Consider the following 12333-nt stretch of genomic DNA (forward strand, 5'->3'; position numbering starts at 1 on the left):
CCTGGACACCGAGCCGCCGGCACAGGCGGCCGCACGCGAAGAAGAGGACACCATGCCCGAGTACCGTTCCCGCACCACCACTGCCGGTCGCAACATGGCCGGCGCCCGCGCCCTGTGGCGCGCCACTGGCATGAAGGATGACGACTTCCACAAGCCGATCATCGCCGTGGCCAACTCCTTCACCCAGTTCGTGCCGGGCCACGTGCACCTGAAGGATATGGGGCAGCTGGTGGCCCGCGAGATCGAGAAGGCCGGCGGGGTGGCCAAGGAGTTCAACACCATCGCCGTGGACGACGGTATCGCCATGGGCCACGACGGCATGCTCTATTCGCTGCCCAGCCGCGACCTGATCGCCGACAGCGTCGAGTACATGGTCAATGCCCACTGCGCCGACGCCCTGGTGTGCATCTCCAACTGCGACAAGATCACTCCCGGAATGCTGATGGCCGCCATGCGCCTCAATATCCCGGTGATCTTCGTCTCCGGCGGCCCCATGGAGGCGGGCAAGACCAAGCTGCTCGACCACGGCCTCGACCTGGTGGATGCCATGGTGATGGCCGCCGACGACAGCGTCGACGACGAGACCCTGGCCGAGGTGGAGCGCAGCGCCTGCCCCACCTGTGGTAGCTGCTCCGGCATGTTTACCGCCAACTCCATGAATTGCCTGATGGAAGCCCTGGGCCTGGCGCTGCCGGGCAACGGTACAGTGGTGGCTACCCATGCCGATCGCCGTCGCCTGTTCGAGAATGCCGGGCACCGTATCGTCGAGCTGGCCAAGCGGGTCTATGAGGGGGACGAGGCGCACCTGCTGCCGCGTGCCATCGGTTCCAAGGCGGCGTTCAAGAACGCCATGACCCTGGATATCGCCATGGGTGGCTCTACCAACACCATCCTGCACCTGCTGGCCGCCGCCCAGGAGGCCGAGGTCGACTTCACCATGGAGGATATCGATCGCCTCTCGCGTGAGGTGCCGCAGCTGTGCAAGGTGGCCCCCAACACCCAGAAGTACCATATCGAGGACGTGCACCGCGCCGGCGGCATCATGGCGATCCTCGGCGAGCTGGATCGCGCCGGGGTGCTGGATACCCGGGTGCCCACCGTCTACGGCGACTCCATGAAGGCTGCCCTGGATGAGTGGGACATCATGCGCAATCCCAGCCCCGAGGTGGTGGAGTTCTACAAGGCCGGTCCCGGCGGCATTCCCACCCAGACCGCCTTCTCCCAGAGCGCGCGCTGGCCGAGCCTCGATGGTGACCGCGCCACCGGCTGTATCCGCGACCTGGCGCATGCCTTCTCGACGGAGGGCGGCCTGGCGGTGCTCAAGGGCAATATCGCAGTCGACGGCTGCGTGGTGAAGAGCGCCGGCGTGGACGAGTCGATCCTGGTATTCGAGGGGCCGGCCCACGTGGTGGAATCCCAGGACCAGGCGGTGGAGCATATCCTCGGCGGCAAGGTGAAGGAGGGTGACGTGGTCGTCATCCGCTACGAGGGACCCAAGGGCGGTCCCGGCATGCAGGAGATGCTCTACCCGACCAGCTACCTGAAATCCAAGGGGCTGGGCAAGGCGTGTGCGCTGCTCACCGACGGTCGCTTCTCCGGCGGCACCTCCGGTCTCTCCATCGGCCACGCCTCCCCGGAGGCTGCCGCCGGCGGCGCCATCGGCCTGGTCGAGCAGGGCGATATCATCCAGATCGATATCCCCAACCGCGCCATCAACGTCAAGCTCTCCGATGAGGAGTTGGCGAAGCGCCGCGCGGCCATGGAGGCCAGGGGGGGCGATGCCTGGAAGCCCAGTATCCAGCGCGACCGCAAGGTCTCCGCGGCACTCAAGGCCTATGCACTGCTCGCCACCTCGGCCGACAAGGGTGCGGTACGCGATCTGACCAAGCTCGATTGATCCACTCCCCGACGCCCCGGTTCTGGCCGGGGCGTCGGCGTCTCTTTCAAGGAAGGCTGCGATGAAGACCCATACGCTCAGCGTCGGGCTGGTCGGTTATGGCCAGGCGGGCCAGGTGTTCCACGCGCCCCTGATACAGGCCACCGAGGGCCTGGAGCTCGTCGCCGTGGTCAGCGGCGATGCCGAACGGGTCCACGCTGACCTGCCGGAGGTGGAGGTGCTGGCCAAGTCGCCGGCACTGTTCGCGCGTCGCGATATCGACCTGGTGGTCATCGCCACCCCCAACGATACCCACTTCCCGCTGACCAAGGCGGCGCTCGCCGCGGGCAAGCATGTGGTAGTGGACAAGCCCTTCACGGTGTCACTCTCCGAGGCACGCCTGCTGCGCACCCAGGCGGATAACGCCGAGCGTAGCCTGAGTGTCTTCCATAACCGCCGCTGGGACAGCGACTTCCTGACCCTCAAGGGGCTGCTCGAGGCGGGCACCCTGGGGCGGGTGGTGTCGCTGGAGTCGCGCTTCGATCGCTTCCGGCCCACGGTGACCGATCGCTGGCTCGAGAACCATCGACCGGGCGGGGGGATCTGGTACGACCTGGGGCCGCACCTGCTCGACCAGGTGGTGCAGCTGTTCGGCATGCCGCGGGCGATCCTGCTGGAACTCGCCACCCTGCGCGACGGCGCCGAGGTGGACGATGACTTCCTCTGCCTGCTGGAGTACGACGGCCCGCGGGTCACCCTCCAGGCGAGCTCGCTGGTGGCCGATCCCACGCCCCGCTTCCGGGTGCACGGGACCCTCGGCAGCTACGTGAAGTTCGGCCAGGATCCACAGGAGGCACGCCTCAGGGAGAGCCTGGCGGTGGTGGCTGGCCTGGGCGATGACCCCGACCTCGGGCGGTTGACCCTGGCCAGTGACGAGAGCGAAACACCGGCGGTGCATGAGCAGCCCAACCGGCCCGGCGACTACCCGGCCTTCTACACGGGGGTGGCCGAGATGCTGCTGCACGATACGCCACCGCCGGTGCAGCTGGACGGTGCCATGGAGGTGATGGAACTGCTGGAGGCGGGCCTGGACAGCTATCGCCAGGCGCGCTGGGTGCGTCTCAAGGAGGGCAACGGGCTGCTGCGCCAGCGACTGCACCGGCGCTGAGTCCCGCTACCAGCGCAGGGCCGTCTCCGCTTCGCGTTCGAGCAGCTTGTCGCGGGCGATATACAACGCGGCGATGGCCCGGGCCTCGTGGAAGTCCTCCCGGGCGAGCAGGGCGGGCAGCTCGTGGATCGAGTGCGTCTCGACGATCAGTGGTTCGGGTTCGTCACCAGGCAGTCGCTTGGGGTAGAGGTCACTGGCCAGCAGCACCTGCATGCGATGGCGCATGTAGTTGGGCGCCAGCGACAGCTCGACCAGCGGCTGGATGTTGTGGGCGCCGAAGCCACACTCCTCCATCAGTTCACGGTTGGCCGCGGTGATGATGTCCTCGCCGGGGTCCACCAGCCCCTTGGGCAGGGTCAGCACATAGTCCTCGAATCCCGCGGCGTACTCGCGGATCAGCAGCACGTGCTCGGGGTCGGGCATGGCCACGATCATCACCGCGCCGCTGTCGCTGCCGGTCAGGCGCTCGAAGGTGCGCTCTTCGCCGTTGGAGAAGCGCAGGTCCAGTGACTCCACGTGGAACAGGCGGCTCCTGGCCACCGAGCGGCGGTCGAGGATAGCGGGTTTCTGCGGCCAACTGGGCGAGGTCATGGCGGCTCCGTTTCTGGGGGAGGGATCGCCTGTTACCATATCACCTCCCGCAAGCCACGACCCGGAATCCCCATGATCGACTGGCGCGCCATCGATACCGTCCTGCTGGACATGGACGGCACCCTGCTGGACCTGCATTTCGACAGCCATTTCTGGCTCGAGCACCTGCCGCGCCGCTACGTCGAGCTGCACCAGCTCGACGAGGCCACCCAGGAGGTGGTGCGCTCGAAGGTGCTGCATGAGCAGGGCACCCTCAACTGGTATAGCCTCGACTACTGGAGCCGCGAGCTCGACGTCGACGTGGTCGCCCTGAAGCGCGAGATCCAGCACCTGATCGGCCTGCGCGGCGATGCCCTGGACTTCCTCAAGTGGCTCAAGCAGGCCCACCCGCGGGTGGTGCTCGCCACCAATGCCGACCGCGCCAGCCTCGAGCTCAAGCTGCCGCTCACCGGCCTGGAGCAGTACCTGGACGTCATCGTCTCCTCCGCCGACCTCGGTGTGCCCAAGGAGGAGCAGGCGTTCTGGTTCGCGCTGCAGGAGGTGGAGCCCTTCGACCCTTCCCGCACCCTGTTCATCGATGACAACCCGCGGGTGCTGGAGAGCGCACGGGAGTTCGGCATCCGCCATCTGCTGGGCATCAAGCAGCCCGACAGTCGGCGGCCCGAACGCGAGTTAGAGGAGTTCGTCGCCCTGGATACCTTCGCTGCCATCCTGCCCGGCAACGAGCCGCCGCTGGCTCCGGGCGCCGAGGCGAATGGAGGAGGCGCCCATGGATAGCGTACGGCTCGACAAGTGGCTATGGGCGGCGCGTTTCTTCAAGACCCGCGGCCTGGCCAAGAAGGCCATCGAGGGCGGCAAGGTGCACTACAACGGTGCCAGGGCCAAGACCAGCAAGACCGTGGAGGTGGGGGCCATCATTCGCGTGCCCCAGGGCTGGGACATCCTCGAGGTGGAGGTCATCGCGCTCTCCGACCAGCGCCGCGGCGCCCCCGAGGCGCGCGCCCTCTACCGCGAGACCGAGGAGAGCGTGGCCCGTCGCGAGCGCGAAGCCGAGGCGCGCCGGCTGACCAACCAGGCCATGCAGCACCCCCTCAAGCGCCCCGACAAGAAGCAGCGCCGCGAGATCCAGCGCTTCCAGCGCAACCAGGGGGAGTAAGACAGGCTACCGCTGCTTCGCCAGCCAGCGATCCAGGGCGTTGGCGAACTCGCGGCGGTCGCTGTCGGAATAGCCGCTGGGCCCGCCGGTATGCTCGCCGCTGGCGCGCATGGTCTCCATGCTGCCCTTGAATCAGCCGAATCTGCACCCCGGGTGCAGATGCGTCATCGCTTAGACGTTCTTCGCCAGCCAGCGATCCAGGGCGTTGGCGAACTCGCGGCGGTCGCTGTCGGAATAGCCGCTGGGGCCGCCGGTGTGCTCGCCGCTGGCGCGCATAGTCTCCATGAAGTCCCTCATCTGAACCCGGGCGCGAATGTTGTTGGCGTCCAGGGCCTCGCCGCGGGTGGTCATCACCTTCGCCTGCCGCTCGATGGCCGCCATGGCCAGGGGCAGGTCCGAGGTGATCAGCAGGTCGCCCGGCTGGATGCGCTCGACGATCTCGTCATCGGCGGCATCGAAGCCCTGGCTGACGGCCAGCGCCTTGACCCACGGGGAGCGGGGCAGTGGCAGCGTATGGTTGGCCACGAACCAGGTCGTCGTCCGGGTACGCTCGGCGGCGCGTACGATGATCTCGCGGGCCACCTTGGGGCAGGCGTCGGCATCGACCCACAGGCTGGGCATGACATCTCCTCGATTAACAGCAGCAACAAGAGAGCGGCCGAAAGGGGTGGACAGAACAGGTCGACGATGGTAGCATGCGCGCTCCTCGCATGTGTTGACCCCACCATCATGTACGACGCCATCGCCGCCGGTCACCGACCGAGCACAGGATGGGCGCCGCAACGCCAGGTCCAGCGCCATCGCTGAAGGCCGCAAGCGTTCGAATTGTGTAGATGGAGCGCCACCGAGATCCCGCCGTTCTGGCGAGATCGGCGCAAACGGTCGCCACAGGGTTCCTGTTCGCCATCCACGATGGCAGGAACCGATGCCAGGTGCGACCGGCGTCCCCGACTCCGATGTCCCGTGCTGCCACCCCTCGAGGGCACAGCGCGCCTGACCGTTATTGCTGCGTCAGGGACGCCAATGAATTTACGCCGGTGATCCCGGCCTACCAAGGTGTGATTGATGACCTCTTCTTCTGTCGCTTCGCCGAGCTTCGGCGATCTCGCTCTGCTGCCTGCCGTTCTCTCTGCCGTCGAGTCTCTGGGCTACCAGACTCCCTCGCCGATCCAGGTCGAGACCATTCCGGCACTGCTGGAAGGGCGCGACATGCTGGGCCAGGCCCAGACCGGCACCGGCAAGACCGCGGCCTTCGCCCTGCCGCTGCTCTCGCGTCTCGAGCTGACCCGTCGCGAGCCCCAGGTGCTGGTGATGGCACCGACCCGCGAGCTGGCGCAGCAGGTTGCCGTCTCCTTCACCCGCTATGGTCAGAACCTCAAGGGCCTGGAAGTGGCCACCCTGTGTGGCGGCCAGGAGTACCGTGAGCAGCTGGGTGCGCTGAAGCGCGGCGCCCAGGTGGTGGTGGGTACCCCGGGCCGGATCATCGATCACCTGGATCGCGGCAGCCTCAAGCTCGACGGCCTCTCCGCCCTGGTGCTGGACGAAGCCGACGAGATGTTGCGCATGGGCTTCATCGACGACGTCAAGCGCGTGGTCGCCGACACCCCCAAGGCCGCCCAGCGGGTGTTCTTCTCCGCTACCCTGCCTGCCGAGATCGAGCGCATCGTCAATCGCTACCTGGTGGACCCGGTGAAGGTGGCCATCGAGTCCCGCACCACCACCGGCGAGAACATCGAGCAGCGCCTGGTGCGCGTCGATGGTGGCGCCAAGCTGGAAGCGCTGGCCCGCATCCTCGAGGTGGAGCCGGTGGATGGTGCCATCGTCTTCGTGCGTACCCGTGCGGCCTGTACCACCCTGATGGAGCAGCTCTCCGCCCGTGGCCTCAACGTGGCCAGCCTCTCCGGTGACCTCGACCAGAGCCTGCGCGAGCGCACCATCCAGCGCCTCAAGCGCGGCAAGGTCGACGTGCTGATCGCCACCGACGTGGCCGCCCGTGGCCTCGACGTGCCGCGCATCACCCACGTCTTCAACTACGACCTGCCCCAGGACTCCGAGGCGTACACCCACCGCATCGGTCGTACCGGCCGTGCCGGGCGTACCGGTATCTCGATCACCTTCGTGGGCTTCCGCGAAGGCCGCAAGGCGGGCTGGATCGAGCAGGCCACCGGCCAGAAGATGAGCGAGATGGAGGTGCCCGACGAGGCGGCCATCCGCGCCCACCGCGACGAGGCCTTCCACCAGAAGGTGATCGCCGCCCTGACCGCCGGTGCCGAGGAGCAGCAGGCCCTGGTCGAGCGCCTGATCGGTGAGGGCTACGACCCCGTCGAGCTGGCCTGTGCCTTCGCCCGCCTGGCGCGTGCCGACGAGGCGCCCATCGGTCGCCTCCAGGCCCCGCGCAAGGAGCGCAACGATCGCGCCCCGCGTGACGGCAAACCGGCGCGCCGCGAGCGTGGTCCCAGCGAGGGCATGACTCGCTATCGCGTCTCCGTGGGCCACAAGGACGGCGTCAAGCCCGGCCAGCTGGTCGGCGCCCTGGCCAACGAGGGTGGCATCGAAGGGGCCCGCATCGGGCGCATCGATATCCGCAACGCCTTCTCGGTGGTCGAGCTGCCCAACTCGCTGCCCGCCAGCATCCTGGCCAAGATGGCCCGCGCCCGCGTGGCCGGCCGTCCGCTGGAGATCAGCGAGGACCGTGGTGCTCCCGAGCGTGCCCCGCGTCGTCGCAGCGATGACGGCGAGTCACCGATTCGCCGCCAGTCGCGCGCGTAACGCCCCGGATGCCGCCCTCGGGCGGCACCCCACCCAACGACAGGTCGGAGCCTCGCTCCGGCCTGTTGTCGTTGGTAACCACGCCATCTCGCCTGGAAGGAGGACTCCCCGATGTGGAAGCGGCTGCCGTTTCGCCTGCGCGGCTACCTGATCACCATGAGCGGCGTGCTGCTGCTCTCGCCGGATGCCCTGCTGGTCAAGGACACCACGGTGGACGTGGCCACTTTCATGTTCTGGCGCGGGCTGATGCTGGGCCTGGTGCTGCTGCTGATCGCCGCCGCACGCTACCGCCAGCGTCTGGGTCAGGCGATCCTCGACTGCGGCCCGGCGGCGCTCTGGTGTCCGCTGGCGTTCGCCGCCAGTGCCTGGGCCTTCGTGGGGGCAACCCGGCTGACCTCGGCAGGCAACGTGCTGGTGATGCTCAACCTGGCGCCGCTGGTGGCCGGGCTGATCGGCATGCTGTTCTTCGGCCAGCGACTGCGCCGCCAGACCTGGGTGGTGATCGGCGTATGCATCGTCGGGGCCAGCCTGATGGCCGCCGGCGAAGTGGGGCAGGGCAGCCTGCTGGGGCTGGGGGTGGCGCTGATCATCCCGGTCTCCATTGCGGTCAATACCAGCGTGGCCAGCTCCCGGCCCGGCACCGGCCAGCGCGGCCTGGATACCACCGTGGTATTGCCGCTGGGTTGCCTGGCGATGCTGCTGCCCGCGGCCCTCATGGGAGGTGCCCAGCTGCCGGGGAGCGAGGACATGCAGCGCCTGTTGCTGATGGGGCTGCTGCTGCCGCTGGCCTACTTCCTGATCCAGACCGGGGCACGCTATCTGCCGGGCGCCGAGGTGAGCCTGGTGATGCTGCTCGAGACCCTGGTCGGCACCCTGCTGGTGTGGTGGTGGGTCGGCGAGGTGCCGGCGCCGCTGGCCTTCGTGGGGGGCGGCATGATCGTCGCCGCCATGCTGGCAAGCTCGCTGCGTGACCTCGCTCGCCAGCGGCGCAAGGCCGCCGAAGGCGCGCCGGATGCCAGACGGCTGCGTGATGAAGCCGCCGAGGCGAGCATCGCACGCGGCGACCCCGCCCCGCCGGTGGGCGAGCGCCACTGACCCGGCTGCGCCGGGACTTGAAGCTGGAAGGGCGCCGCTTCGCGGCTGGAAGCGGAAAGCGAGGACACAACCCCACCCTATCGATATGGTGGGGTTGTGTCGTGATGGGCCAGGGCTCTGCTCACGACCAGCTTCTGGCAAATGTGGCGTTGCCTGGTGGGAGGCCGGGTTTCCCGGGCAAATGGTGCCGTCAGGCGCCTCGGTGTTGGTGTTGGCTCGGTCTCAGCGCTTGGGGTGTTGCCCCGCCACCTCGGCAAAGTGCACCAGTAGCGAGCGCGCCTCGGGCGTGTCGATGACACGGCGCATTAGCGCGTGGGCGTCCTGCCCCTGGTCGCGCAGCTTGTCGACCTGGCGGGCCAGGTAGGCGTGCATCACCTCGGGGGTGAACTCGGGGTGGAACTGCACGCTCCACTGGCGCGGGCCGTAGCGCAGGGCCTGGTGGGCATCGTGGGCATTGCGGGCCAGCACCACCGCGCCGCTGGGCGCCTTGAGCACCGACTGGGCATGGGTCAGCTGGGCGGGGAAGCGCGCCGGCAGGCGGCCGAACAACGGGTCCTCGTGGCCCGACTCGGTGAGCGTCACCTCGTGGGTGCCGGATTCACGCCCCGCGGGATGGTAGCCGCTGACCCCACCGAACGCCGCTGCCATCAGCTGGTGGCCGTAGCACACCCCGAGCATCGCCAGGTTACGCTCCCGGGCCGCGACCAGCCAGGGCTTGAGCGCCTCGCTCCAGGGTTCCTCGTCGCTGACCATGGCGTGGGAGCCGGTGATGATAAGGCCATCGATCTCGGCCAGGTCAGGTAGCGGCTCATGGCGGGCGTCGAACACCTCGGCCGCGAAGCCGGCACCCGCCAGGGCTTCCCGGAACAGCCCCTCGAAGTCGCCGTATTGCTCGATCACTTCGGGGAAGGCGTCGCCGGTCTTGACGATCAGTAGTCGGGGCATGGGAACTCCTGGCGTGGGTGACGGCTCCGTATTCTACTTTCGTTGCAGGCGCTCGCCCAGTGCCGCCATGAAGCGTGTTCCCGCCTCGAGCTGTTCGTGCTCGATGTACTCGTCGGGCTGGTGGGCCTGGCTGATGCTGCCGGGGCCACAGATCACCGTGGGCAGCCCCTGGCGCTGGAATTGGCCGGCCTCGGTGGCGTAGGCCACCGCCCCGGCGGGGCGCTCGCCGAGCAGGTCGTGGCACAGCGCCAGCACCTCGGCGTTGTTGTCGTCGGCCAGCGCCGGCACCGTCTGGTTGAGCGCCTGGGTGACGATGCTCGCCTCCGGCGCGCGCTTACGCATCTCCGCCTCGAGCTCGGCGGCGCGGGCCTCGACCCGGCCGATCAGGTCCTCGAAGCGGTCCGAGGGCAGGTGGCGGATCTCCCACTCGAAGGTGCACTCCCGGGCCATGATGTTGATCGCCGTGCCACCCTGGATCCTGCCCACATGCAGGCTGGAGTGCACCACGTTGAAGGCCTCGTCGACCCGCCCTTCGGCGCGCAGCTCGGCCATCACCTCCTCGATATAGGTGACCAGCCGCGCCGCCACGTGGATCGCCGAGACCCCCTGGTTGACCTGGCTGGAGTGGCTGGCCCGCCCGGTGACCGTGGTGCGCAGGTTGGTGGCGCCCTTGTGGGCCACCACTGGATGCATCAGGGTCGGCTCGCCGACAATGACCGCCGCCGGCAGCGGATGCTCGGCCATCAGCTTCTCGATCATGCGCGGCGCACCGATGCAGCCCACCTCCTCGTCGTAGGAGAGCGCCAGCCAGATCGGCGTGTCGAGCTCCATGCTCACCCAGCGCGGTACCTCGGCCAGGGCGCAGGCGATGAAGCCCTTCATGTCGCAGGTGCCGCGGGCATAGAGGCGACCATCCCCCTTGTCGGTCAGGGTGAAGGGGTCGGTCGCCCAAGGCTGGCCATCTACCGGCACCACGTCGGTATGCCCGGAGAGCACCACGCCCCCGGCCACGTCCGGACCGATGCGTGCCAGCAGGTTGGCCTTGCGGCCGTCGTCGCTCTCCACCCGCCAGTGCGCCACGCCGTAATCGTCGAGCCAGGCTTCGACCCACTCGATCAGGGCCAGGTTGGAATCCCGGGATACGGTGGGAAAGCCCACCAGGCGGTCGAGCATTTCGGCAGCGGTCATGGCGCACTCCTGGACTGAGGGTGAGAGATGGAATGGCGGGCAAGCATGAAGACGACTCGCAGCAGCCTACCATGCCCGCCGGGCGGGCCGAAGGCGGGGCAGTGTGCCTGGGTGATAGCGCCAGGCTATCTGGTCGATCCTCTCACTGGTTTGGCGCTGGCCGTTAACAGGCTTATGGTGTGTCGCATCTTCATTCAGTGAAATATCTTTTGCCTCAGGAGGCGATCCATGACCGATACACCCCAGTTCAATCCCGGGCTATTCATGCCGCTCAAGCTCGGCAGCCTGACCCTGCCCAACCGCGTGATCATGGCGCCGCTGACCCGCTCACGCACCCCGGACAGCGTGCCCGGCAAGCTGCAGCAGGCCTACTATGGCCAGCGCGCCGGGGCGGGCCTGATCATCAGCGAGGCCACCAATATCTCGCCCACCGCCCGCGGCTACGTCTACACCCCGGGGATCTGGACCGACGAGCAGGAGGCCGGCTGGAAGGGCGTCGTGGAGGCCGTGCATGCCAAGGGTGGGCGCATCGCCCTGCAGCTGTGGCACGTCGGCCGCGTTTCCCACGAGATGGTCCAGCCCGACGGTCAGCCGCCCGTGGCCCCCAGCGCCCTGAAAGGCGAGGGCGCGGAGTGCTTCGTCGAGTTCGAGGACGGCACGGCGGGTCCGCACCCTACCAGCACCCCGCGGGCGCTTGCGACCGACGAGATCCCCGGCATCGTCGAGGACTACCGCCAGGCCGCCGTGCGTGCCAAGCGCGCCGGCTTCGACATGGTCGAGGTCCACGCCGCCAACGCCTACCTGCTCAACCAGTTCCTGGCCACCGGCACCAACCAGCGCACCGACCAGTACGGGGGTTCCCTCGAGAACCGCGCGCGATTGACTCTTGAGGTGGTCGATGCGGTGGCCGAGGTGTTCGGCCCCGAGCGCGTCGGTATCCGCCTGACGCCGTTCCTCGAGCTGTTCGGCCTTACCGACGACGAGCCCGAGGAAATGGCCCACTACCTGGCCGATGAACTCAACCGGCGCGGCCTGGCCTATCTCCACTTCAACGAGCCCGGCTTCGCGGGTGCCGACATCACCTACCCCGAGGGCTTCCGCGAGCAGATGCGCGAGTGTTTCAAGGGTGGACTGATCTACTGCGGCGGCTATGACGCGAAAAGTGCCCAGTCGCGCCTCGACGAGAACAGCGCCGACGCCATCGCCTTCGGTCGCCCCTTTATCGCCAACCCCGACCTGCCAGAGCGCTTCCGGGTGGTCGCCGCGCTCAACGAGCCCGACCACGCCACCTTCTACGGCGGCGCCGAGGAGGGCTACACCGACTACCCCTTCCTCGACAACGGCTACGACCGCCTCGGCTGAGCCGACGCCAGCAACAAGCCGTTGAATGCCACAAGCCCGGCCATCGAGCCGGGCTTGTGGCTTTGTGGGCGGGTTGTACGGGGGACTTGCCGATTGGCGTCCTTCAACGCTGCGGCTTAGCATCCACATAATGCGTCTGCAAGGAGCGCTATCCGGGACAGTCGTCGCATAATGCAGGCACGG

The 12333-nt window shown here is 68.1% G+C and carries 12 protein-coding genes; 7 read left to right on the plus strand and 5 right to left on the minus strand.

The window, feature by feature from the left end; genetic code table 11:
* Window positions 1-52 precede the first annotated feature (52 nt).
* Both ilvD and ACJ7IV_RS04420 read left to right on the plus strand, forming a co-directional pair.
* Window positions 53-1897: a dihydroxy-acid dehydratase gene (ilvD, locus tag ACJ7IV_RS04415; RefSeq protein WP_483865947.1), complete on the plus strand. Its 1845-nt coding sequence runs from the start codon at window positions 53-55 to the stop codon at window positions 1895-1897.
* A 61-nt stretch (window positions 1898-1958) separates the two neighbouring features.
* A complete protein-coding gene (locus ACJ7IV_RS04420; protein ID WP_483865948.1) occupies window positions 1959-3044 on the plus strand; it encodes an oxidoreductase in 1086 nt (361 codons plus the stop codon).
* 6 nt (window positions 3045-3050) lie between these two features.
* On the opposite strand, the gene nudE is transcribed toward ACJ7IV_RS04420, so the two are convergent.
* Window positions 3051-3635 (minus strand): ADP compounds hydrolase NudE, encoded by a 585-nt coding sequence (gene nudE, locus ACJ7IV_RS04425; protein WP_161431104.1) that lies wholly within the window; start codon window positions 3633-3635, stop codon window positions 3051-3053.
* 72 nt (window positions 3636-3707) lie between these two features.
* Here nudE and yrfG point away from each other — a divergent pair, with 72 nt between their 5' ends.
* Entirely contained in the window at window positions 3708-4412 is a 705-nt protein-coding gene (gene yrfG / locus ACJ7IV_RS04430; RefSeq protein WP_483865949.1) for a GMP/IMP nucleotidase, read from the plus strand.
* The gene (hslR, locus tag ACJ7IV_RS04435) at window positions 4405-4791 is read left to right on the plus strand and encodes a ribosome-associated heat shock protein Hsp15 (RefSeq protein WP_483865950.1); all 387 of its coding nucleotides are present in this window, start codon (window positions 4405-4407) and stop codon (window positions 4789-4791) included. Before yrfG ends, hslR begins: the two co-directional genes overlap by 8 nt.
* A 6-nt stretch (window positions 4792-4797) precedes the next feature.
* Here the strand turns inward: hslR and ACJ7IV_RS04440 are convergent, their stop codons facing one another.
* Together ACJ7IV_RS04440 and ACJ7IV_RS04445 are read right to left on the minus strand one after the other, a co-directional pair.
* Complete coding sequence (locus tag ACJ7IV_RS04440; protein ID WP_420841743.1) at window positions 4798-4911, minus strand: DUF188 domain-containing protein; 114 nt, start codon at window positions 4909-4911, stop codon at window positions 4798-4800.
* 51 nt (window positions 4912-4962) lie between these two features.
* A complete protein-coding gene (locus ACJ7IV_RS04445; RefSeq protein ID WP_483865951.1) occupies window positions 4963-5412 on the minus strand; it encodes a YaiI/YqxD family protein in 450 nt (149 codons plus the stop codon).
* Window positions 5413-5856: 444 nt separating this feature from the next.
* On the opposite strand from ACJ7IV_RS04445, the gene ACJ7IV_RS04450 reads away from it, so the two are divergent.
* Both ACJ7IV_RS04450 and ACJ7IV_RS04455 read left to right on the plus strand, forming a co-directional pair.
* Window positions 5857-7560 carry a DEAD/DEAH box helicase gene (locus ACJ7IV_RS04450; protein ID WP_232912846.1) on the plus strand — a complete coding sequence of 568 codons (1704 nt, stop codon included), beginning with the start codon at window positions 5857-5859 and terminating at the stop codon, window positions 7558-7560.
* A 111-nt stretch (window positions 7561-7671) separates the two neighbouring features.
* The gene (locus ACJ7IV_RS04455) at window positions 7672-8655 is read left to right on the plus strand and encodes a DMT family transporter (protein ID WP_483865952.1); all 984 of its coding nucleotides are present in this window, start codon (window positions 7672-7674) and stop codon (window positions 8653-8655) included.
* Between the two features lie 222 nt (window positions 8656-8877).
* Here the strand turns inward: ACJ7IV_RS04455 and ACJ7IV_RS04460 are convergent, their stop codons facing one another.
* Together ACJ7IV_RS04460 and argE are read right to left on the minus strand one after the other, a co-directional pair.
* Window positions 8878-9600, minus strand: coding sequence for a glutamine amidotransferase (locus tag ACJ7IV_RS04460; RefSeq protein ID WP_483865953.1), 723 nt, complete (start codon window positions 9598-9600; stop codon window positions 8878-8880).
* A gap of 33 nt (window positions 9601-9633) precedes the next feature.
* The gene (gene argE / locus ACJ7IV_RS04465; RefSeq protein ID WP_483865954.1) at window positions 9634-10788 is read right to left on the minus strand and encodes an acetylornithine deacetylase; all 1155 of its coding nucleotides are present in this window, start codon (window positions 10786-10788) and stop codon (window positions 9634-9636) included.
* A gap of 228 nt (window positions 10789-11016) precedes the next feature.
* On the opposite strand from argE, the gene ACJ7IV_RS04470 reads away from it, so the two are divergent.
* A complete protein-coding gene (locus ACJ7IV_RS04470) occupies window positions 11017-12150 on the plus strand; it encodes an alkene reductase (protein ID WP_483865955.1) in 1134 nt (377 codons plus the stop codon).
* Window positions 12151-12333: the final 183 nt, after the last annotated feature.

Source organism: Halomonas sp. C10-5, from assembly GCF_057169305.1.